Raw genomic sequence first — 22555 nt, 5'->3', positions numbered from 1 at the left:
TTTTTTCGAATAGGATATTACTGAAAATTGATTTCTGGAAATGTATGGGAATATTTGATACAATGAGCAGGTAGCGAATGCGGATTGTGAATATCCATGCTGTTTGTCAATGTGGACCGTGAATATCCACATTTTTTCCGGGGCGGGTAAGTTTTTAGGGAGAAACAGCAGGAAAGGAAACAGAAAATATGAATACAGAAGAGAAAAAGATCGCAGTGATCGGAATTGGTGGTGTTGGCGGCTACATAGCCGGGCTGCTGGCGAAGGCGTATCCGCATGTGACGATGGTTGCACGTGGCGCCAGGGCAGAGAGCATCCGGAAAAAAGGCCTGGTGCTCCACAGTGATTATAAGGGTGAGATCGTGGCAAAGCCAGAGCAGGTAGTGCCAATTCAGGATATGGGACAGCAGGATTATATTTTTATCTGTGTAAAAAATTATTCTCTGGCTGAGGTGTGCGAAAGTATCCGGGACATGGTCACGGATAACACAGTGATCATTCCTGTGATGAATGGTGTGGACCCGGGAGAAAACATCCGCCGTCTGGTTGGTAAGGGAACAGTTGTGGATTCGCTGATCTATACGGTGGCTTTTGCCAATGAGGATTTTTCCATTTCCCAGCAGGATACGTTTACGTGGCTTTGTATTGGAATAAAAGATGCGGATGAACGGCAGCAGAAGAAGGTTGCAGAAGTGGCAGAGATCCTGAAAGGTGCAGATATTGACTATAAAGATCAGGGGGATATCGAGGTGGAGATCTGGAGAAAGTATATCCTCAACTGTGCCTTTAATGTGATGACTGCTTTTTATGATAATACCATCGGGGAGCTCCGCAGAGATCCGGTGAAAGCGCAGCAGTATGAGAAGCTTGTATGGGAAGCTGCCAGTGTAGGTCAGGCCAAGGGGGTTGCGCTGACGGATGAGCACATCAATGAGGTGATCCATAAATTCCGCCATGTACATGCAGATAATGCAACCAGCTCCCTGCAGAGAGATTTTCGCATCCGGAGAAAACAGACGGAGCTGGAAACCTTCAGTGGCTATATTGTGAAAGAAGCGAAGAGACTTGGTGTTTCCATTCCGCTTTCCGAAAAAATATATCAGGGACTTATGGAAATGGCAGAAAAATTCTGACCGAAAAGGTGAGTTTTCCTGGTGGAATCCTGTATGCTCTGGTACAATGGGCTTGCCGGAAGTAAAGAAGCTGTGGAAACAGCAGAGGCCGATGATTCAGCAGCAGATACGCCGGATGTAGGGGATATGCTGGCAGAGTGATAAGATCAGACCATTGTTCTGATGAAATGAAAGAACGGCTAGAGGGAGAATATCCTATGAAAAAATGGATCGGACGGATGGCTGTGCTGCTGGCTTTGCTCATGGTGGGCGCATATCTGCTGTGCGTGATGCTGCCTGTATTTCTTATCGTAACTATGGTTCTGATTCTGAAGGGTCTGATAATGAAATTGTCGGGAAAGGATACCTCAGACTACTGGAAAAAGAATTTCAGCCGTATGAGTGTACTGCACCGGCTCTTTAATTCCCTGTTTCCGCTGAGCTGGATCCTGGGAAGAGGGGGAAAAGCAGCGGCGGAAGTTCCGGTAATGATGATGACAGAGATGATGATTATGACAGCTACGACAGCGGAAGCTCGGGAGACGGAGGAAGCTTCGGCGGTGGCGGTGCAGGCAGGGATTTCTAGTGGTGTCGGCATGAATCGCCGGTTCTCTTGTACAGCACAGGCGGAGCTTTCTAATGCTATTGACAAAATTTCTCAACTTTGCTACAATGACGAAAATCAATTCCGTGAGGGAGTAATTCGCGTGTAGACGTGGTTTGTCAACATACTGGTGCATGCACCTGGCAAATCTTAAAGAATGAGACTCATGTATATTTTATTTCTGTTACAGAGATAGAGTATACGTGGGTCTTTTTTTATGGTTCCGGAGCGGATGAATATGCAAAGGAGAAGAAAAATGCTGTTATTTATGAAAGTGCTTTTTACCCAGTTTATTGCGGAAATGGGTGACAAAACACAGCTGATGCTGGTGGCAATGACTTCCAGGTTCAAGCTGAAGGATATTTTGCTTGGAACCGGTGTTGCTGTCCTGGTGCTCAACGGACTGGCAGTGCTTGCAGGAGGTATTATCAGTACCGTGGTCCCTACCTGGCTGATCCGTCTGATCGCAGGTGCAGCGTTCCTGTTTTTTGCGGTGACAACACTGAAGGGTGACGATGATGAGGAAGAGAATGTTAAGGATCGTAAGATCAGATTTGCACCGCTGTCTGTATTCTGCACATTTTTTGTTGCGGAGCTGGGGGATAAGACACAGCTTACCGCAATTACATTTGGTGCCAATGAGGGACTGAGTTCAGCGGTTGTGGTATGGCTTGCCTGTTCACTGGGACTTTTTGCAGCGGATGTGATCGGACTTCTGATCGGATATCTTCTGAAAAGCAAGGCACCGGAGGGAATCCTCAATATAGTTGCATTTGTTATTTTTTCCATCTTTGGAATCCTGACGCTGAGACAGGGATTTGGCCTTCTGCTCGGGGCGGGCTCTTCTATGATCCTTCCGCTTACCGTAGCGGTTACGGTTGTGTTTGTGATCGTCTGTCTTGTGCTTTATAAGCAGGCGAAAAAGAATTAAATTATTATAAGGAGCTTTGCGCAGAATAGGGCTCATACCTGAAAAAGCCTCCGCATACACTGTAAAAAAGCGTCTTCGGGGGCTTGGCAGTGAAGGATTATATTGAAGAACGTGCAGTTGAGATCGCAGGATATATTGTTGAAACAAAGGCTACGGTGCGGCAGGCAGCTAAGAAATTCGGGATCAGTAAGAGTACGGTACATAAGGATTGCGTAGAACGCCTGAAAATGATCAATCCGGCTCTGGCCATAGAAGTTCGCAAGGTACTGGATGTAAACAAGCAGGAGCGACATATCCGGGGAGGTATCGCTACTAGGGAAAAATATCTCCATGCTCACATGCGGTGAACAGGCGGGCCGGGTTAAATGTTGATCATAAAATATCAGTGTCAAGGAGCCGGGTAAACTAAAATATGAAGGTCTGTGTTATTATCCGGCTTGCTCTGGTTGACATACCTGATAAGATGTGCGAAGATTTATCATACGATAGAACAGCAAAATAAAGCACATAGGAAAGAGAGGATTTTATCATGCTGAAACAGTTATCCATCTATGCAGAAAATAAAAAGGGTGTTATGCAGAACATTACCGGTATCCTGAAGGATGAGGATATCAACATTCTGGGCTCTGTAACCAATGACAGCGCAGAGTACGGAATCGTACGAATGGTAGTTTCGGAGCCGGATAAGGCAATGGAGGCTCTGATCGCTGCCGGATATCTCTGCCACGTGATCGAGGTGATCGGAGTGGAGGTTGAGGATAAGACCGGAAATCTGAATGATCTGCTTCTTACACTGAAGGACAGTAATGTGAGCGTGGATTATCTGTACCTCTCCTTTAACCGTGATTCCGGCAAGCCGATCATGGTATTCCATACCGAGGATATCATGGAAGTGAGATCCTGCCTGAAATCCAGAGGCTATACCGTTTTATAAAAACAGGATTTTACCGTGTGGTAGAGGCTTTTATCCGTTTGATAAATATTAAAATATTCTATATTATAAACACGAAATATCAATTTTACAAATGTATATGGCCATGCTATCATATATCCATAATAGTTCTTAACCTGTAAACAGCCACCTCAGGATATGTGAATATCCGTATCATACAGGCCGGGAACTAAAAACTCATCACATAAAGTTAATAATTACACCCATGAAGAGATCTGTGGATCAGCGTACACAGATTCCTTCAGAAAGAAGCTGTTACGTCGGCGGAGTTTTCTGTGTCTCCAATGATGTGACAGCTTTTTTCTTTTGCTCTGAAAAAATTCGCAGTAATTTCACAAAAACATGATACAGTAGGAAACATGCTATGATCTGTTTTGCAAAAATGTTCAAGTTTATGAGCATGCGATAAAGTAAAACGCAGATGTTTGATTTACAGAATACAGAGGATCAGAAAAAAACGACGGAAAAGAAATAACAGTATTTCAGAAAATAACAGCCGATAGATAATTCAGCTGTCCAGAACAGAACAGCCTGGAATTACTGCAGACAGACGAGGAAATGAAATGAGACCAATAAGAATACAGAAAGCGGAAAAAAACAAAAAAAAGGGAAACAGAGGGTGGATTTATCTCCTGGCGTTTCTGTTTCCGGTTCTGATCTTTACGCTGGGCTTTGCATTGAAGGGTGTTTATCCTTTTGGAGAAAATTCGGCGCTGGTGGTAGATGGAGTCCATCAGTATACAGCCTTTTACAGGGAACTTTCAGAGCAGCTTGGAAAGGGAACGGGCTGGACCTGGTCCGCACATGCCATGGGATATAATTTTTACGGATTGTTTTGCTATTATCTCTGCAGTCCGTTCAGCTTCCTAATACTGCTGTTTATGAAATTCATGTATGTAAACGAGGCTGTCACTGCGGTGATCCTGATCAAGGCAGGGCTTTGCAGCGTATCCATGGCATGGTATTCCGGGAAAAAATATCCGGGCAGAGGAAGTATGGCAGTTTCTCTTGGCTGTATGTACGCACTGTCTGATTTTCTTATAGGCTATTACAGCAATGTGATGTGGCTGGACTGTATCATGCTTCTTCCGGTGCTTGTATATCTTATTGAACAGCTGGTGCATACCGGAAAATGGCGAGGGTATTGTCTGGTGCTGGGGTACTGTATTTTAACCAGCTATTATATGGGATTTATGTTATGCACATTTGCTGCTTTTTATTATCTGGCAGAGCTGGCTGCGGCAGAATCCGGTCGACGGCCGGAGAAAATCCGTTTTTCATTATTGAAATTTGCCGGGGCGTCTGTTGCCGGAGACGGACTTGCAGGAATCACACTGATCCCCGGAATTGCTGCGGTATCCAGAACTGCAGCGGCGGAAGAGGCAGGCACCGGACTTTCGGGAGTGTACGGAGATATCTGGAAACAGCTGGGCGCATTATTCGAGGATTCCCTGTCCTTTGTAAAATCCGGCGACCAGGGAGATGTGAACCTTTACTGTGGCTGTGCAGTGCTGCTTTTTGCCGGGATTTATTTTCTGAATAAAGAAATCCGCACAGCAGAAAAAATCGTAACAGGTATATTGATCGTTTTGTATTTTGCGGGGATCCATATCACAGCGCTGAATCTGCTTTTTCACGGATTGCATAAACCTGTGGGAATCCCCAATCGTTTTGTGTTCATCCTGATATTTCTGCTGCTGAAAATGTCCTGTGATGCATGGGGAAATGTGGAAAATGAAAGCACAGGAAGAATTTTTGCCGGACTGATCGCTGCAGAGGGCTTCTGTATCGTTGTGGGGATAAAAAGCGGAAATATCTGGGGACTTCTGCTTACAGCAGGGGTTCTTGCAGTATTCTTTCTGGTTATGTGGACGGAACGGTATATCTGTGGAAAACTGTCCGGTCATGCCTTCTGCTGTGTGGAGATCCGAAAGCTGGGATGTCTGGTGCTGGCAGTGCTGATCCTTGCAGAGACAGGAATTCACGGAATCGTCAGTATTACAGATAATGGAACCGCAAACCGTGATATTTATGTGGAAAGTGAGCAGGAGGTTTGTGGATTACTGGAATCTGCCGGTGTGGATCAGGTGGATTACCGTGCCGCTATCGTAAATCCTCTTGTGAGAAATGAAGAGATGCTGTATCAGCTGAACGGGATATCTATGTATTCCTCTACTAATACAGAGGTAATGTGGGATTTTGTAAAAAACATGGGCTTTGAAAATCTGGAAAATCGTTTTCAGTATGCGGGATCTACGGAAGTGACGGATATGCTTCTGGGAATACGATATCTGTTTTGCAGGAATACAAGAAAGCTTCATACTGTTTATAAAAAAATCGGAGAAAGCCAGTCCTTTGATCTCTATGAGAATCCGAGAGCACTGAAATCCGGATATATGGTCAGTGATTCCGTACTGGACTATGCAATGGAAGGAACAGATCCACTTGAGGTTCAGAACCGGCTGCTCAGCGGTATTGCGGGAAAAAGACTGTACAAAATGCAGACGGTGTCTTCAGAAGCAGTATGGGCTGGGACTGTGGATTTTGATATTTCGCTGAAAGAAGGAGAGCATGGGTATCTTTATATCCCGGGAACAGAGCCGAAAACTGTAACGATCAATGGCCAGGAGCAGAAATCCGATTACTGGAATAATAATTTCCTGGATCTTGGCACTTATGATACGGATACGGTTGTGCATGTAACTGCGGAAACCGGAATGCAGGAAGCGGTTCTGGGAACTTACCGGGAATCGGACCTGGATGAGATCTATGAAATGCTTTCTTCCCGGCAGATGGATCTGAAGAATAGAAAGGGTACCATAGCTGCAGCAAAGGATGGAATGCTCCTTCTCAGCATATTTTATGATCCTGATATGCAGATTTATGTAGATGGGAAAAAGGTCTATGGGAAAAGCATCCAGGGGCTTACCGGTGTAAAGCTTTCGGCCGGGACACATACGGTTACTATGAAATATCGGACTCCGGGGCTGCAGGCGGGAGCAGTTCTTTCTATATTAATAGCAGGAATACTGGGAATACTCTGGTATATCAGCAGAAGAAAAATGGGTATTTCCGGCAGGTTGTGACATCTATGAAGAAAACTGTGTTAAACCCCTGTAAAATCAGCAAAAATTCTTCATAAAACACCTTGACAAGCCCTGTATTTACGGTCTATAATGAGCAAGCGTGCGAATGAAACGTTATATTTTCGCATGCCGTAATTTGTAAATAGCAACCGCAAGGCCCCATGGGAAAGCCCATGGAGAAATAAATCGGGAGGTGAAATGGAATGCCAACATTCAACCAGTTAGTAAGAAAGGGCCGTCAGACAGCTGTTAAGAAATCTACAGCACCGGCTCTGCAGAAAACATACAACTCTTTAAGAAAGAAAGCAGTTGATCAGGCTGCTCCACAGAAACGTGGTGTTTGTACTGCTGTTAAAACAGCTACTCCTAAAAAGCCTAACTCAGCTCTTAGAAAGATCGCCAGAGTTCGTCTTTCCAACGGTATCGAGGTAACAAGTTATATTCCAGGAGAGGGTCACAACCTTCAGGAGCATAGCGTTGTTCTTATCCGTGGAGGAAGAGTTAAGGACTTACCTGGTACAAGATACCACATCATCAGAGGTACTCTTGATACCGCAGGTGTCGCTAACAGAAAACAGGCTCGTTCCAAATACGGAGCTAAGAGACCTAAAGTTAAAAAATAATTTAAGTAGATCAGAAATCTACGCCGCTTCCTGATTGCAGATAATCAGGAGGATTACAAAGATATTATTCATCTAATGTATTACAGCGGAAGACTATAAGGATTTGTACGGTATTCCATATACCCTGTCGGTTGCGGGTTAAATATAGGACCTTACCAGTGCGAACATGCAATAGTTTTACTGCGTGAGTACCGATGATATAATCAATATGATTAAGGAGGGAAGTAACGTGCCACGTAAAGGACATACTCAGAAAAGAGACGTTCTGGCTGACCCGATGTACAATAACAAAGTGGTTACCAAGCTTATCAATAACATCATGTTAGACGGTAAGAAAGGTGTTGCTCAGAAAATTGTATACGGCGCATTTGCCAGAGTAGAGGAAAAAGCTGGTAAACCAGCAATTGAAGTATTTGAAGAGGCTATGAATAACATCATGCCAGTTCTCGAGGTAAAAGCAAGACGTATCGGTGGTGCTACTTATCAGGTTCCGATCGAGGTAAGAGCAGACAGACGTCAGGCACTTGCTCTTCGTTGGCTTACAATGTTCTCACGTAAGAGAGGCGAGAAGACAATGGAAGAAAGACTGGCTAATGAGCTTCTGGACGCAATGAACAACACAGGTGCATCCGTTAAGAGAAAAGAAGACATGCACAAGATGGCTGAGGCAAATAAAGCATTTGCTCACTATCGCTTCTAATTCGAGGAGGAAAATTCATTGGCTGGAAAAGAAGGAAGAGAATATCCATTAGAGAGAACCAGAAATATCGGTATCATGGCGCATATCGATGCTGGTAAAACAACTCTTACAGAGCGTATTCTTTATTACACAGGTGTTAACTACAAGATCGGTGATACTCATGAAGGTACAGCGACAATGGACTGGATGGAGCAGGAGCAGGAGCGTGGTATCACAATCACATCCGCTGCTACAACATGTCACTGGACTCTTGAGGAGAACTGCAAACCAAAGCCAGGTGCTCTTGAGCATCGTATCAACATCATTGATACACCAGGACACGTAGACTTCACTGTTGAGGTTGAGCGTTCCCTTCGTGTACTTGATGGTGCTGTCGGCGTTTTCTGTGCTAAGGGTGGTGTTGAGCCGCAGTCAGAGAACGTATGGCGTCAGGCTGATACCTACAATGTACCTCGTATGGCATTCATCAATAAGATGGATATCCTTGGTGCAAACTTCTACGGTGCAGTAGAGCAGATCAAGACTCGTCTTGGTAAAAACGCTATCTGCCTTCAGCTTCCGATCGGAAAAGAGGATGACTTCAAAGGAATCATCGACCTTTTCGAGATGAAAGCATACATCTACAATGATGACAAGGGCGACGATATCTCTATCGTTGATATCCCGGAGGATATGCAGGAAGATGCAGAACTTTATCATACAGAGCTGATCGAGAAGATCTGCGAGCTGGATGATGACCTCATGATGGAGTATCTTGAGGGAGATGAGCCTTCTGTAGACAGACTGAAAGCTGTTCTCAGAAAAGCTACATGTGAGTGTACAGCAGTACCGGTTTGCTGCGGTTCCGCTTACAGAAACAAAGGTGTTCAGAAACTTCTGGATGCAATCCTTGAGTACATGCCGGCTCCTACAGATATCCCGGCTATTAAGGGTGTTGACCTTGACGGCAACGAAGTTGAGAGACATTCATCTGATGATGAGCCGTTCTCCGCTCTTGCATTCAAGATCATGACTGACCCATTCGTAGGAAAACTTGCTTATTTCCGTGTTTATTCAGGAACAATGAACTCCGGTTCTTATGTACTGAATGCCACAAAAGATAAAAAAGAGCGTGTTGGACGTATCCTTCAGATGCACGCTAACAAACGTATGGAGCTGGATAAGGTTTACTCCGGTGATATCGCTGCAGCGATCGGATTCAAATTCACTACAACAGGTGATACAATCTGTGACGAGCAGCATCCGGTAATCCTTGAGTCCATGGAGTTCCCGGAGCCGGTTATCGAGCTCGCGATCGAGCCTAAGACAAAAGCTGGACAGGGCAAACTTGGTGAGGCACTTGCTAAGCTTGCTGAGGAGGACCCGACATTCCGTGCTCATACAGATCAGGAAACTGGACAGACCATTATCGCTGGTATGGGTGAGCTTCACCTGGATATCATCGTTGACCGTCTTCTTCGTGAGTTCAAGGTTGAGGCTAACGTTGGTGCACCTCAGGTTGCTTACAAAGAGACAATCACCAAGCCTGTTGATGTAGACAGCAAGTATGCTAAACAGTCTGGTGGTCGTGGACAGTATGGTCACTGTAAAGTTAAATTCGAGCCTATGGATGCCAACGGAGAAGAGCTGTACAAGTTCGAGTCCACAGTTGTTGGTGGTGCTATTCCGAAGGAATACATCCCGGCAGTTGGCGAAGGTATCGAGGAAGCTATGAAAGCTGGTATCCTCGGAGGATTCCCGGTAGTTGGTGTACATGCAAATGTATACGATGGTTCTTACCATGAAGTCGATTCTTCTGAGATGGCATTCCACATTGCAGGTTCTCTTGCATTCAAGGATGCTATGCAGAAAGCAGCTCCGGTTCTTCTTGAGCCAATCATGAAGGTCGAAGTTACTACACCAGAGGATTACATGGGTGACGTTATCGGTGATATCAACTCCCGTCGTGGACGTATCGAGGGTATGGAAGATATCGGCGGCGGTAAGATGATCCATGGATATGTTCCGCTTTCCGAGATGTTCGGATACGCTACAGACCTTCGTTCCAGAACACAGGGACGTGGTAACTACTCTATGTTCTTTGAGAAATATGAGCAGGTTCCGAAGTCTGTACAGGAGAAGATCCTTTCTAAGAAGGACTGATCCACTATAAATAAATAAAATGCTTGCAAATAACCTTGGTTTGCAATATAATCAAGGTTAGCAAGTTTAAATCTGAAAAAATGCTCTGATTACAGAGTCAAGTTTTTTAAGGAGGACATTTTAAAATGGCAAAGGCTAAGTTTGAGAGAACAAAACCGCATTGTAACATTGGTACCATCGGACACGTTGACCATGGTAAAACAACTTTAACAGCAGCTATCACAAAAGTTCTGTCTGAGAGAGTAGCAGGAAACACAGCTACAGATTTCGCTAATATCGATAAGGCTCCAGAGGAAAGAGAGCGTGGTATCACAATTTCTACAGCACACGTTGAGTATGAGACAGAGCATAGACATTATGCACACGTTGACTGCCCAGGACATGCTGACTACGTTAAGAACATGATCACAGGTGCAGCTCAGATGGATGGTGCTATCCTTGTTGTTGCTGCTACAGACGGTGTTATGGCTCAGACTAAAGAGCATATCCTTCTTTCCCGTCAGGTAGGTGTTCCTTACATCGTTGTATTCATGAACAAATGTGATATGGTAGACGATGAGGAGCTTCTTGAGCTCGTAGAGATGGAGATCCGTGAGCTTCTTTCCGAGTATGACTTCCCAGGAGATGACATTCCGGTTATCCAGGGTTCTGCTCTTAAAGCTCTTGAGGATCCGAGCAGCGAGTGGGGCGACAAGATCATGGAGCTTATGGATGCTGTTGACAGCTACATTCCAGACCCACAGCGTGACACAGATAAACCGTTCGTAATGCCTGTAGAGGATGTATTCTCCATCACAGGACGTGGTACAGTTGCAACTGGTAGAGTTGAGGCTGGTGTTCTTCACGTATCTGATGAGGTTGAGATCGTTGGTATCAAAGAAGAGACTCGTAAAGTTGTTGTAACTGGTATCGAGATGTTCCGTAAACTTCTTGATGAGGCTCAGGCTGGTGATAACATCGGAGCACTTCTTCGTGGTGTTCAGAGAAACGAGATCGAGCGTGGACAGGTTCTTGCTAAACCAGGAACACTTACATGCCATACAAAATTCACAGCTCAGGTTTACGTTCTGACTAAAGACGAGGGTGGCCGTCATACACCATTCTTCAACAACTATCGTCCGCAGTTCTACTTCAGAACAACAGACGTAACAGGTGTTTGCAACCTTCCAGAGGGAACAGAGATGTGCATGCCTGGAGATAACATCGAGATGACAATCGAGCTGATTCATCCGATCGCTATGAGCCAGGGTCTTACATTCGCTATCCGTGAAGGTGGACGTACTGTAGGATCAGGACGTGTTGCTACAATCATCGAGTAATACAATCTGAATATAGATTTGTTATCGTAAGATAACGTTGTGTCCAAACGTAAGATACCCCGGAACCGCAAGGTTTCCGGGGTTTTTCTGTACTCTAAGAAAAGAATTATTCGTAAATTTATCAGGTTAGTAATAGTGAAACATTTATCAGCAAGATGAAATACAGATAAATTTATAATTGAAAAATAAGACCAGCGGTGCCAAAACGGTGCCAAAAAGAAACTCCTGCGAATGTTTGCTATTCACAGGAGTATTTTTTTTACCAGCCTTTGATATGTTTGATCTGTTCAGCACGTTCTGGATCACGATGATATTGTAGTTTCAGACGGATTGTTTCCACAATATCCAGCTTTTAAAAGATGACAAGGAGCAGGCAGTTAAAGATAAAGAGGAAGCTGAGAAGCGTGCGGAAAAAGCCGAGAAAGATCTGCATAGCCTGGAAGAACGCAGAGAACGGTTACAGCCGGTAATGGATAATGTCAGCAAAGAAATAAAGGAATATGGAACAGTGAAAACTCTACTTCAAGAAGCTGGTGCATTGGAACGTGCAACAACTTACCGGGATAAGAAAATAAAACCACTGTTTACTCAGGTGAAAAATAAAATTGCTGCGATGGCTGCACAGGTTAAAGAACTCACGAAAGAGGTGGAAGGTTGGAAGAGAAAATATCAAAAGGTGAAACAAAAATATAATGCTATTCAGAGAGAACTGGATGATATACGTAAAGATAATCAGAAATTGTCAGAAGAAAAAGATATATTACAAGGTGTTTCTGATAGGTATGATCGTGTTGTGCGTGTTCTTGGAATAGAAATTGTAGATACAGCAGTACAGCAGGATATTCAAAACGAGAAAGTCCTGGAAGAAAATCGACGGATGGAACAAATGCCGAAGGGAAATATTCATGAAAGATTGGCATGTGGAATGAAAAAAAGCGAGATGGAGAATCAGCAGCGTAAGAAAACTAAATCAAAAAACAGAGAAATGGAGAGATAAGATTATGGAAACACACATTTATGATGAAAAGAACGGATTAAGCTATACTTTGCATGGAGATTATTATTTGCCGGATTTGGTATTGAATGAAGAAGAACCGATATATGGGAAATATGGAATGCTGAGGAAACAGTTTCTGAAGGAACACAGATTAGCAAAATATCAATATTTGTTGTTGACTGGAAAGCTGACGGAACACCTGAATCAAATTGATCAGGAGAGCAGAGAGCAGGTGGAAATGCTTATGGAATAGATGGCAGAAAAACAGGGCGTAACTGAAGAATTAAAGGTACAGAATCGGACGAAGTGGGTTAGACTGATGAATAATATAAAAGCTAGTGCAGAAGAAATGGTGTTGAGAGAAATACTTTATATATAAGTATTGTTTGTAAAGGACTGAACATGAAAAGCATAATACTATCCGGCTTATTAAGATTTATTTCACATCTCTTGATTTTTATTACGGTTACTGATATAGTTATTACAGTAACCGTAATAAGGAGGGAATGCCATGAGGGATAATGTGAAAAGTGGTGCACTCACAGAAGTGACATTCTATATTTTGCTTTCACTCTATTCACCTAAACACGGATATGCTGTCATGCAGTTCATTGAAGAAAAAACAGGTGGGCGGCTTTCATTGGGAGCAGGCACTTTATATGGTGCATTAAATTCAATGCTGGAAAAGGGATGGATTGAGCTTTTCGGAGATAGTGAAGGTAGAAAAAAAGAGTATCTTATCACTGTAAAAGGAAAGGAGATAGCTGAAAAAGAACTTATCAGACTTCGTGAACTTGTAGGCATTGCAAGCGGAATTGTAGGAGGTACACTATGAGCAAAAAGTGTTATCGTTTTTTTGGTGGGCTATTGACGGTACAGAAAAACTGGCTGAATAAGATGGCTGAAAAAGGTTATCGCCTTATTCGAACGGGAAAATTACTCTATGAATTTGAAAAATGTAAGCCAGGTCAAGTTCAATATTGCGTGGAGTTTATAGGATAAAAATCAAAAGCTAATGCTGAAGATTACCATGATTTCTTGGAAGAAATGGGATATTCCGTATTCTATAAAAATATCAATCTTAATTATTCTGTTGGCAAAGTTCGCTGGCGTCCGTGGGCTGAAATTGGCGGTCGTATTGCAACAAACACTACAACATTTAACAGGGAATTGCTGATTGTAGAAAAAGAAAATGATGGAAAAACTTTTGAACTTCATACGTCCTATGAAGATAGGGCAAATTATTACAGTAATTTGCGAAATCCCTGGCTTTTATTAATGCTTATGCTCGCGGCATTTGCTACCGTAAATCGGTCTGTTATTTTAGGCATAGTTGCTGTGATTTTTCTAATCCCTGTCATTATATACCAGTTGCAAATTATGAAAAATAGGCATGAAGCGAAGATGAAGGAGTGGTGATTCAGGATAACAAGGTTGGTTTAGCTGATGCAATGTAATGCACTGTCGTTTGAGGGTTAGTAGTCCGTTCTTAAATTTGTGGGCAGTTTGTTGCTGATGATATAAATATTAGAGAAAATTAATTGAAAGTTAAAAAAAGAAAGTAATAAGTAAACAAAGGCTCAATTGTAAACATGTATTGGGAACGCTATAATGGAAATAAGGACAGGAGGTGTGAACAATGCGTATTGGTGAGCAGATAAAAAACTATCGAAAAACTGAGGGATTAACACAAGAACAGGTGGCAAATTATCTGGGTGTTTCTACTCCTGCGGTAAATAAATGGGAAAAGGGAAATACATATCCGGATATCTCATTACTTCCAGCTTTGGCACGATTATTGAAAATTGATATGAATGAATTGTTTTCGTTTCGTGAAGAATTGACCGAAAAAGAGATTGGACAATTTGTGAATGAACTTTCGGAAGTTTCATTGGACAGCTTTACAAAGGCTTTTGAAATGGCATCTCGTAAAATACAGGAGTATCCTCATTGCGACTTATTAATTTATACGATCGCAACCGTTCTGAACGGATCTTTGACTTTGTCAGATCTTAATGACGAAGAACGAATGAAATATAATACAGCTATTATCGAGTGGCTGGAACGAACAGCAGATAGTCAGGTTGAAAGAGTGAGAAATTCAAGTGTTTTTATACTTGCAACAAAATATGTCCAAATGGAGAAATATGAAGAAGCAAATGTCCTTTTGAAAAAAATTCCTGATACTGTAATTGATGCAACGATTATGAAAACAAGTGTATTAGCACATCAGGAAGGAACAGATACTGCTGCATTATTCTTAGAAGGGAAATTGCTACAGGCAGTTATCAATATCCAAAGCTACTTGTATAAGTTAATAGAAATGGAAGAAGAGACAGGAAATCATGATAAAGCAGAGAAAATTGCTGAGATTACAGATCACATGATATCATTGTTTGGACTATGGAATTATGGCAACACAGTTCCATATCTGCTGATTGCTGGATATCGAAAAGATGTAGAAAAATGTATCCAGTTAATTAAGCGATTATTAAGTGAATCACAGAAGCCTTGGAATATGACACAATCCCCTTTGTATTACAGGTATGAAGATACTGCACAGGGAAAAGCTTTTTCGGGACTTGGAAAAAATTTTGTTCGTGAATTGTATTCGGAAATTGAAAATAAGAAAGAGTATGAATTCTTGAGGGGGAATAAGGAACTCGAATCAATTTTTGAGGAACACTTGAAATAGGTTGTAAAAATGTATGGAAATAGATGTAGTTGAGAAAGAAGAAAATTTTTGACATTTCCACAGATGCGTGCTAATATGATTATAGAAAAAGAGTGCTACCGATAGACGGTTAGTCCACATACTTATTGATTACAAAAATAACCGTTCAGTTTGCAGGCTAGGGCGGTTATTTTTGTGGTTTATGATTATCTTTGCCTAATGTATATCCGATACTAAAGCAGGTTAAGCCGAAGCTCACTACTGCTATGAAGTCAACAATACTCATTGGCTTAGCCCTCCTTTCCACTGGATTCCTTTACAGGTTTCTATGTAATCAGAGGGTCACAGTCCCTCTGGAGAAGGACTAACCGCCTACCGTTATGGTAGCACCCATGTTCTGATTATAACAGCCTGAAACTGTCGGTGCAATATAAAATTGGCAGAGCAGAATCCAGCAACTGTAGAAGAAAATTTTTTGAGTATTTTCCGGTGCCAAGAAATCAGGCAAATCAAAATAGGTGGTGCAATTCAGCCGTTTTTCACTGTATTTTGGAGAGAAAACCATAAAAAATATGAGATAAAACGGGATTAAAGTATCGTGAAGGTGGACGTACTGTAGGATCAGGACGTGTTGCTACAGTTATCGAGTAATCGTTAATTAGTATAATATCCTAATTTAATATATATTGAGTACCGCAAGGTACATTGTGTCCAAACGTAAGATACCCCGGAACCGTAAGGTTTCCGGGGTATTTTTACGAAAAATATTCATAAAATTTCTGTTTTATGGATTCAAAAAATACCAGAATTCATGCCCCTGGCATACGATATATCTTTCCAGCCATTCATTAAAAGGGATATTAAAACGATCAGTATCTGGAGCTGGATAGCATAGGTAATCGTCTCTGCCTTCTGATACAGCCTGAAGATCCATGGTTATATCGCCGATGTCCTGTAAGCAAAGAACAGGAAGATGATATGTAAACTCCGGATCAGATAAAATAGGCGTACTATTCCAAGATTCCTTTTCTTTGAGCGCTCTTTTTAAAGAATAAATGGTACAGCTGACTAAAGAACTGCCTTCCTCTCCGCAAAAAAGTTCCATGCCATTTGAACAGGATAAAAAAGCTTTGTATGAGGCAGGAAGTTTCATATTGGGAAAATATTTTTCAAACAGCTGAAATTCTTCAGGTGTTACAGGAGGGTTAAATTTGTGAGTTACTTTTATAGGTTCATCGCCTAAATGCCATTGATAGACCCATCCATTATTTTCCATTTCATATTTTAGATTGTTGAAAATTCTGTAGATTGCACGGATGTCTTCCATTACATATATGCTCTTTGATCGATGTGATATTGTAAAGATTCATATGTCTGCTTTATTTGATAACGGAGTAATTATAGCATGCTTAAAAGTTTTTTCAATGCTTTTTTGTGCAGAATTTACCAAAACCCTCTCGACTTTACACCACGTTAATGCTATACTTATACAGTTGTTTAACGTTTTAAAGCAAAAAATAAAAGCGAAAATACAGGAAAGAAGATAGAAAATGAAGATCGTTGTATGTATGAAGCAGGTACCGGCAACTTCCAAGGTTGATATCGATCCGGAAACCGGTGCCATGAAACGAATGTCCGGTGAGACAAGGACTAATCCATATGATCTGTTTGCACTGGAAACAGCCCTTGCGATCCGGGAAAAAACAGGCGGAACTGTAATCGTTCTTACTATGGGACCGCCTCAGGCGGAAGAGATGATCCGGGATGCTTATACCATGGGTGCTGATGAGGGCGTGATCCTTTCAGACCGAAAATTTGCGGGAGCGGATGTTCTGGCAACCTCTTATGCGTTAGCACAGGGAATCCAGGTGATCGGCGGTGCAGATCTGATCATCTGCGGAAGACAGACCACAGATGGTGACACAGCCCAGGTTGGACCGGCCATTGCAGAGCATCTGGCCATCCCACATGCTGCATGGGTAGCTGAGATCATGGACGTCAATGAAAAAAGCATTCAGGTCCGTCAGGATCTTGTCAGTGTTTCCCAGGTTTCCGAGATCCCGTATCCATGTCTTTTAACCATTGACAAGGATACCTGCGTGCCACGTCTGCCATCCTATTTATTAAAGAAGGCAACTGCAGACCGTCCGGTACGGATCTTAAGCTTTGAAGATATGCCGGATCAGGATCTGAGCCGTTACGGACTGATCGGTTCCCCCACCTCTGTGGAAAAAATGTTTGCGCCGGAGGAAAGTGAAAAACAGGTTTATCTGGAAGGAACTGCAAAGGAAAAAGCAGACAAGCTTGTTGCTCTCCTGACCGGAAAGAAGATCATATAGGGGGAAACGGAACATGGAATTTTTAAAATTTGATATAAACAAATGCGTACTCTGCGGAGTATGCGTGGAGAAATGTCCTTTTGGGGCCCTCACCATAGAGGGAAATGGAATTGTTGTAGGCGATGCCTGTCGTATGTGTGGGCTTTGCGTTCGTAACTGCCCGGAGAAAGCCATCCGGTTTGAGCAGAAGGCGAAATCCTTTGACAAGGATAAATGGAAAAACTTTCTTATCTATGTGGAGCAGGAGAGAGGAGAGATTCATCCGGTTACCTTTGAGCTGATTGGAGAAGCAAGAAAGATGGCTGTCAAAGTCGGTTATCAGGTTAACTGTGTGATCGTCGGAGGAAAAGGAACAAAGGAAAATGCGGAAAAGCTTCTGCCGTATGGCGTAGACAATGTGTACGTATATGAGCATGAAGGCTTCGAAGGCTTCCGCGCAGACTGTTATACAGACGCAGTTGCAGACTGTATCGCAGCAAACAAACCAAGCTCTGTGCTGATCGGAGCTACTGCGCTGGGGCGTTCCCTTGCACCGAGGCTTTCCACCAGATTCCATACGGGACTGACTGCAGACTGCACAACTCTGGATATCCGTTCCAACACCGATATGATCCAGATCAGACCGGCTTTCGGTGGAAATATCATGGCTCAGATCGGCATCACCAAATCACGGCCACAGTTTGCCACGGTCCGTTATAAGGTTATGGACAAGGCAGAAAAAATAAAAAACCCGCATGGTCAGGTGGTCGTATGTCCGGTAAATGAAAAAATGGCAGATTCCAGGATCAAGATTCTGTCATCCAGGGTCATTGATAAGGTAAAGAGCCTTGAGGAAGAGGATGTTCTGGTAGTAGCAGGCCGTGGTGTCCGGAATGAAAAGGATGTGGAAATGTGCCGGGAACTGGCAGATGCCCTTGGCGGACAGCTTGCCTTCACTCGCCCTATGGTAGAAAACGGATTCGGAGATGTTGCACATCAGATCGGACTTTCCGGAAGAACGGTCCGTCCGAAGCTGATCATCACCTGCGGCGTATCCGGTGCCATCCAGTTTACCTCCTGCATGACAGGATCTGACTGTATCGTAGCGATCAACAATGATCCGGAGGCACAGATCTTTAATGTTGCAGATTACTGCATCGTGGACGATTTGTACCAGGTTGTACCGGAGCTGACAGAGCTGGTAAAGAATCGGAAGGAGGATTAAGTCATGGCATATCCCTATAAAAAAATGACTTCAGAAGATTTTGACTACATCCGTTCTGTGACTGCTTCAGATCGTGTATGGGTCGGCGACGAGATCGCAAAAGAATATTATCGTGATGAGATGCCGGAGTACGGAGTTTTTCCTCCGGAGCTTTATGTGGAGGTTTTAAATAAAGAAGAGATCTCAGCCATCATGGCTTACGCATATAAAGAAAATATCCCGGTGGTATGCCGTGGCGCAGGAACCGGACTTGCAGGCGGAGCAACCTGTAAATATGGTGGGATTATGCTTTCTGTGATGCGCATGAACAAGATATTTCCAATCGACAGAAAGAACCAGACCATCACAGCGGAGCCGGGAGCACTGCTCATCGATATCCAGGCAGCCGCTGCAGCAGGAGGACTTTTTTATCCGCCGGATCCGGGCGAAAAAACAGCTTCCATCGGCGGCAATGTTATCACAAATGCCGGTGGCATGAAAGCGGTACGATATGGACTGACCAGGGATTTCGTCCGTTGTATCGAGGCAGTTATGCCGGATGGTTCCATCATGAATTTTTCATCCAACGTTGTGAAGAACACAACGGGATATGATGTAAAAGATCTGGTGATCGGCTCAGAGGGAACCTTATGTATCCTGACTCAGGTAACGCTGAAGCTTCTTCCCGCACCGACCTGTACCTGCACCCTTGTAATGCCGTTCAGGAGTCTTGAGGAATGTGCAGACATGGTCCCGAAGGTTCTGGAGCTGCCGTTTGTGCCAACAGCCATCGAGTTTCTGGAAAGAGAACTGATCGATATCGTAGAACGTAATCTAAACAAAATGTTCCCGGTAAAACAGGGAGAAGCAGTGTTGATCGTTATGTATGATGCTTCCAGTAAACAGGAGCTGGACAGCGCAGTGGAGGCAGCAGCGGAAGCAGCTCTGGCAAACGGAGCCCTGGACTGCTGTATCGCAGGCACACCGGAGCGTGCCGGAGCCGTATGGAGTGTCAGAGGCGGGATCCTGGAAGGAATGAAAGCAGATTCTGTCGCACAGGAGGAGTGTGACGTGGTTGTTCCGCGTGCAAGGATCGCAGAGTATGTAAAAGCAGCCAAAAAGATCGCAAGTGCACATGGCATTCGTGTAGAGCCCTGCGGACATTGCGGAGACGGAAACATCCATACAGAGATGCTCCGTGGACCGGAAATGAGTGATCAGGAGTGGAAGGAAGCCACTCACGCAAGTCTGGTAGAGCTGTATGCACTGTCCAAGGAACTGGGCGGACAGCTTTCCGGTGAGCATGGCATCGGAAACGGACGTCTGGAATTTCTGGAAGAATTTGCGGGACCGAGAATGATCGCTCTTTATAAAGCCATCAAGCTGGCTTTCGATGATAAACTGATCCTGAATCCGGGAAAAGTCATCGAATATAATAAATAAAAAATGGGGGAAAGAGAGATGAGTCAGAATAAATCATTACAAAGTAAAATGCCTCTGGCTATGGGACTTGCGTTCGTCGCATTTACCACACAGTTCGGAGGCGGATTCGCATCAGGAGCGCAGATCTATCAGTACTTTATCAACTACGGTATCTGGTGTCTGATCCTGCCGGCAGTGACACAGGGATTGTATGCACTGTTTTTCTGGTATGGAATGCGCTATGCTTATAAACACAAAACCTACGATTACAGAAGCTTTTCCGACAGTCTTTACGGAAAAACGAAACCGGTTATGTCTAATCTCTATGAGATCTGTTACCTGATCATGATCGGAACTGCATCAGCAGCAGCCTTTGCAACCGGCGGTTCCACACTGCAGACACTGTTCGGGATCCCGTACTGGCTCTGTACACTGATCATTGCAGCATTTATCTTTGTGATCGCGCTTTTCGGAACCAATGTCGTAAGAAAATGTGCTTCTACATTAAGTGTGCTGATCATCATCGGTCTTGTACTGGTACTTGTTCCGAATATCATCGCACAGTGGGGCGATATCACAGCTTCCATCCATACTATGTCCTCCGGAGAAATGACTGTACTTTCCTCCGAGAGCGGAGCCTTTGGACCGGCTCTCTATTCAGCAGTCCTTTATTTCTTCTTCCAGCTGGCATCTGTTTCTGTTATGTACCAGCACATGGAGGATGTAACGGACGAAAAACAGATCAACAAAGCAGCGATCTGGATGTTTGTATGCAACTTCTGTGCTATGGAGCTTTCCATCCTCGGACTTCTTGCCATTGCATATGTAAGTGAACTGGCATCTGCATCGGTACCGATGCTGGTACTGGTCCAGAACGGTGTAGGCGCCGGTATCCTGACACCGATCATTTCTCTGCTGATCATCCTTGGAGCTATCTCCACAGCAGTAAATATGATCTCCGGTATTGTGACCCGCTGTGTAAATGCAGTGGAGCGCCGTATGGACAGCTCGGCAAAAAAAGTGCAGGGACACCTTGGAAGAAATGCAGTTTTTACAGCAATCTTTACATTCCTGGCATTTGCCATCGCACAGTTCGGTCTGATGACAGTTGTTAAGAAGGGATATGCATACCTTGGATATGCGGCGTTTATTACATTGTTTGTACCGTTTGTTGTACATGCCGTTGCGACAAAGGGAAAAGAGATCTGAAGAATAAAAAGCTGAACAGAAAATCCCCCGTTGATCCGTATGGCAGGATCATCAGGGGATTTTGTCAAAGTTCACAAAAATATTATAAATATTTTATTAAATATTCCAGATAGACAACATATATTTTTTCTGATACTATTACGTACAGTTATTAAATAGTTACGAATCAGAAGGATTGTTACTGAAATATTTATTTATCATCAGGCAAGACCTTATAGTAGTATAGGAATAGGTTTTCTATATACTGTAATGGTCTTTTTTTATTTGTCTGGCAGCGGGGGAACAGGACTATGGTTATCCATAAGATTTTGAATAATAATCTGATACTGTCCAGGGATGGACAGGGACATGAAGTTATTGTAAAGGGCTGCGGAATTGCCTTTCAGAAAAAGAAAGGACAGCAAGTGGAGGAGTCCAGGATCGAGAAGATCTTTACTGCGGAAAATGCCCAGATCAGCAAGGAGATACAGGGTTATCTGACTGCTATTCCGGAAAAATATCTGGATTTTGTGGAAGCTTTTGTAAATGAAGTGAAGGAAAAAGAGGGGATGAAATTAAATGACAGTATTTATTTTTCCCTTAGCGACCATATCATGGGTGCGATCTCCAGACTTGAAAACGGGATCCGCCTTCAGAATATGCTGCTTCTGGATATCAAGCAGCTTTATCATAAGGAATATGAGATCGGCTTGGAATTACTGAAAAAGGTAAATGAGATGTTCGAGGTAGATCTTTCTGCAGATGAAGCAGGATTTTTTGCATTGCATTTTGTGAATGCGGAAGATGGCGGCAAGACGGACAGCTATCAGATTTCCATTATCGTACATCAGATCCTGGACATCGTGGAGAAGTATTATGACAATATGGAATTTCAGGAGGATAATCTGTATTATCAGCGGTTTCTCACGCATCTGAAATATTTTGCCCAGAGATTCCTTCATAAAGAGCTTCACTATGATGAGAATCAGGAGCTTTTCAAGATCATCAAGGAGCAGTACAGAGAAGCTTACGGCTGTGTAAAAATGATCTATCTTATGATGGAAGAGGAATATAAATACGCTATGACTGAGGATGAAATGCTGTATCTGACGATTCATATCCAGAAGATCACAGAAGACCATAAACGTCTGAAAAATCTGTGAAAAGAGATTGTTTTATAAATTAGGTGTTAATGGATTGTTACTGAAATACGTGCCATGTGCGTATCTTTTCAGGCAAGACCTTTAATATAAATTTCAATATTTATTATTAAAGGAGGTCCC

The 22555-nt window shown here is 43.3% G+C and carries 19 protein-coding genes and 2 pseudogenes; 20 read left to right on the top strand and 1 reads right to left on the bottom strand.

The window, feature by feature from the left end:
- Window positions 1–188: 188 nt before the first annotated feature.
- From ACTNDQ_RS01160 to ACTNDQ_RS01090, 15 genes and pseudogenes are all read left to right on the top strand, one after another.
- A complete protein-coding gene (locus ACTNDQ_RS01160; RefSeq protein ID WP_441063301.1) occupies window positions 189–1133 on the top strand; it encodes a ketopantoate reductase family protein in 945 nt (314 codons plus the stop codon).
- Between the two features lie 197 nt (window positions 1134–1330).
- Window positions 1331–1825 (top strand): hypothetical protein, encoded by a 495-nt coding sequence (locus ACTNDQ_RS01155; protein WP_441063299.1) that lies wholly within the window; start codon window positions 1331–1333, stop codon window positions 1823–1825.
- Window positions 1826–1972: 147 nt separating this feature from the next.
- Entirely contained in the window at window positions 1973–2647 is a 675-nt protein-coding gene (locus ACTNDQ_RS01150; protein ID WP_110103083.1) for a TMEM165/GDT1 family protein, read from the top strand.
- Window positions 2648–2736: 89 nt separating this feature from the next.
- Window positions 2737–2994, top strand: a complete 258-nt coding sequence (gene spoIIID / locus ACTNDQ_RS01145; protein ID WP_110103084.1) for a sporulation transcriptional regulator SpoIIID — start codon at window positions 2737–2739, stop codon at window positions 2992–2994.
- A 182-nt stretch (window positions 2995–3176) separates the two neighbouring features.
- Window positions 3177–3581 carry an ACT domain-containing protein gene (locus tag ACTNDQ_RS01140; RefSeq protein ID WP_022426578.1) on the top strand — a complete coding sequence of 135 codons (405 nt, stop codon included), beginning with the start codon at window positions 3177–3179 and terminating at the stop codon, window positions 3579–3581.
- 581 nt (window positions 3582–4162) lie between these two features.
- Window positions 4163–6685, top strand: a complete 2523-nt coding sequence (locus ACTNDQ_RS01135; protein ID WP_441063296.1) for a YfhO family protein — start codon at window positions 4163–4165, stop codon at window positions 6683–6685.
- Between the two features lie 203 nt (window positions 6686–6888).
- Entirely contained in the window at window positions 6889–7308 is a 420-nt protein-coding gene (gene rpsL, locus ACTNDQ_RS01130) for a 30S ribosomal protein S12 (RefSeq protein ID WP_015526360.1), read from the top strand.
- A 229-nt stretch (window positions 7309–7537) separates the two neighbouring features.
- Window positions 7538–8008, top strand: a complete 471-nt coding sequence (rpsG, locus tag ACTNDQ_RS01125) for a 30S ribosomal protein S7 (protein ID WP_207660371.1) — start codon at window positions 7538–7540, stop codon at window positions 8006–8008.
- 18 nt (window positions 8009–8026) lie between these two features.
- Window positions 8027–10150: an elongation factor G gene (gene fusA / locus ACTNDQ_RS01120; RefSeq protein ID WP_278795495.1), complete on the top strand. Its 2124-nt coding sequence runs from the start codon at window positions 8027–8029 to the stop codon at window positions 10148–10150.
- A gap of 125 nt (window positions 10151–10275) precedes the next feature.
- Window positions 10276–11469: an elongation factor Tu gene (gene tuf, locus ACTNDQ_RS01115; RefSeq protein WP_118515188.1), complete on the top strand. Its 1194-nt coding sequence runs from the start codon at window positions 10276–10278 to the stop codon at window positions 11467–11469.
- Between the two features lie 469 nt (window positions 11470–11938).
- Window positions 11939–12466 carry a hypothetical protein gene (locus ACTNDQ_RS01110; RefSeq protein WP_441063292.1) on the top strand — a complete coding sequence of 176 codons (528 nt, stop codon included), beginning with the start codon at window positions 11939–11941 and terminating at the stop codon, window positions 12464–12466.
- A gap of 4 nt (window positions 12467–12470) precedes the next feature.
- A pseudogene (locus ACTNDQ_RS01105) lies at window positions 12471–12845 on the top strand (TnpV protein).
- Window positions 12846–12977: 132 nt separating this feature from the next.
- Window positions 12978–13301 (top strand): PadR family transcriptional regulator, encoded by a 324-nt coding sequence (locus tag ACTNDQ_RS01100; RefSeq protein ID WP_004850579.1) that lies wholly within the window; start codon window positions 12978–12980, stop codon window positions 13299–13301.
- Window positions 13298–13885: pseudogene (locus ACTNDQ_RS01095) on the top strand (DUF2812 domain-containing protein). The gene ACTNDQ_RS01100 and the pseudogene ACTNDQ_RS01095 overlap by 4 nt, the downstream one beginning before the upstream one ends.
- A gap of 220 nt (window positions 13886–14105) precedes the next feature.
- A complete protein-coding gene (locus tag ACTNDQ_RS01090; protein WP_288787324.1) occupies window positions 14106–15161 on the top strand; it encodes a helix-turn-helix domain-containing protein in 1056 nt (351 codons plus the stop codon).
- 763 nt (window positions 15162–15924) lie between these two features.
- Here the strand turns inward: ACTNDQ_RS01090 and ACTNDQ_RS01085 are convergent.
- Window positions 15925–16467: an SMI1/KNR4 family protein gene (locus ACTNDQ_RS01085; protein WP_015526348.1), complete on the bottom strand. Its 543-nt coding sequence runs from the start codon at window positions 16465–16467 to the stop codon at window positions 15925–15927.
- Window positions 16468–16690: 223 nt separating this feature from the next.
- Here ACTNDQ_RS01085 and ACTNDQ_RS01080 point away from each other — a divergent pair, with 223 nt between their 5' ends.
- The 5 genes from ACTNDQ_RS01080 (at window position 16691) to licT (ending at window position 22435) form a co-directional block, all read left to right on the top strand.
- On the top strand, window positions 16691–17479 hold the full coding sequence (locus ACTNDQ_RS01080; RefSeq protein ID WP_441063288.1) for an electron transfer flavoprotein subunit beta/FixA family protein: 789 nt from the start codon (window positions 16691–16693) through the stop codon (window positions 17477–17479).
- Between the two features lie 13 nt (window positions 17480–17492).
- Window positions 17493–18683: an electron transfer flavoprotein subunit alpha gene (locus ACTNDQ_RS01075; protein WP_278795490.1), complete on the top strand. Its 1191-nt coding sequence runs from the start codon at window positions 17493–17495 to the stop codon at window positions 18681–18683.
- 3 nt (window positions 18684–18686) lie between these two features.
- The gene (locus tag ACTNDQ_RS01070) at window positions 18687–20105 is read left to right on the top strand and encodes an FAD-binding oxidoreductase (protein ID WP_021976221.1); all 1419 of its coding nucleotides are present in this window, start codon (window positions 18687–18689) and stop codon (window positions 20103–20105) included.
- Window positions 20106–20123: 18 nt separating this feature from the next.
- Complete coding sequence (locus ACTNDQ_RS01065) at window positions 20124–21293, top strand: YkvI family membrane protein (RefSeq protein ID WP_278795489.1); 1170 nt, start codon at window positions 20124–20126, stop codon at window positions 21291–21293.
- A 290-nt stretch (window positions 21294–21583) separates the two neighbouring features.
- Complete coding sequence (licT, locus tag ACTNDQ_RS01060) at window positions 21584–22435, top strand: BglG family transcription antiterminator LicT (RefSeq protein WP_059086637.1); 852 nt, start codon at window positions 21584–21586, stop codon at window positions 22433–22435.
- Window positions 22436–22555: the final 120 nt, after the last annotated feature.

The organism is Blautia massiliensis (ex Liu et al. 2021), assembly GCF_052064225.1.
GTDB lineage: Bacteria > Bacillota > Clostridia > Lachnospirales > Lachnospiraceae > Blautia_A > Blautia_A fusiformis.
The sequence above is the reverse complement of the archived record's forward strand: the minus strand, read 5'-3'. Positions and strand labels throughout refer to the sequence as shown.

Bases quoted from the DNA above. Each gene is read 5' to 3' on its own strand.
- ACTNDQ_RS01155 (WP_441063299.1), top strand. From the start codon at position 1,331: ATGAAAAAATGGATCGGACGGATGGCTGTGCTGCTGGCTTTGCTCATG.
- ACTNDQ_RS01075 (WP_278795490.1), top strand. From the start codon at position 17,493: ATGGAATTTTTAAAATTTGATATAAACAAATGCGTACTCTGCGGAGTA.
- ACTNDQ_RS01100 (WP_004850579.1), top strand. From the start codon at position 12,978: ATGAGGGATAATGTGAAAAGTGGTGCACTCACAGAAGTGACATTCTAT.
- ACTNDQ_RS01160 (WP_441063301.1), top strand. From the start codon at position 189: ATGAATACAGAAGAGAAAAAGATCGCAGTGATCGGAATTGGTGGTGTT.
- tuf (WP_118515188.1), top strand. From the start codon at position 10,276: ATGGCAAAGGCTAAGTTTGAGAGAACAAAACCGCATTGTAACATTGGT.
- ACTNDQ_RS01135 (WP_441063296.1), top strand. From the start codon at position 4,163: ATGAGACCAATAAGAATACAGAAAGCGGAAAAAAACAAAAAAAAGGGA.
- ACTNDQ_RS01150 (WP_110103083.1), top strand. From the start codon at position 1,973: ATGCTGTTATTTATGAAAGTGCTTTTTACCCAGTTTATTGCGGAAATG.
- licT (WP_059086637.1), top strand. From the start codon at position 21,584: ATGGTTATCCATAAGATTTTGAATAATAATCTGATACTGTCCAGGGAT.
- rpsL (WP_015526360.1), top strand. From the start codon at position 6,889: ATGCCAACATTCAACCAGTTAGTAAGAAAGGGCCGTCAGACAGCTGTT.
- ACTNDQ_RS01070 (WP_021976221.1), top strand. From the start codon at position 18,687: ATGGCATATCCCTATAAAAAAATGACTTCAGAAGATTTTGACTACATC.
- ACTNDQ_RS01065 (WP_278795489.1), top strand. From the start codon at position 20,124: ATGAGTCAGAATAAATCATTACAAAGTAAAATGCCTCTGGCTATGGGA.
- ACTNDQ_RS01090 (WP_288787324.1), top strand. From the start codon at position 14,106: ATGCGTATTGGTGAGCAGATAAAAAACTATCGAAAAACTGAGGGATTA.
- ACTNDQ_RS01110 (WP_441063292.1), top strand. From the start codon at position 11,939: ATGGATAATGTCAGCAAAGAAATAAAGGAATATGGAACAGTGAAAACT.
- ACTNDQ_RS01080 (WP_441063288.1), top strand. From the start codon at position 16,691: ATGAAGATCGTTGTATGTATGAAGCAGGTACCGGCAACTTCCAAGGTT.
- ACTNDQ_RS01140 (WP_022426578.1), top strand. From the start codon at position 3,177: ATGCTGAAACAGTTATCCATCTATGCAGAAAATAAAAAGGGTGTTATG.
- ACTNDQ_RS01085 (WP_015526348.1), bottom strand. From the start codon at position 16,467: ATGGAAGACATCCGTGCAATCTACAGAATTTTCAACAATCTAAAATAT.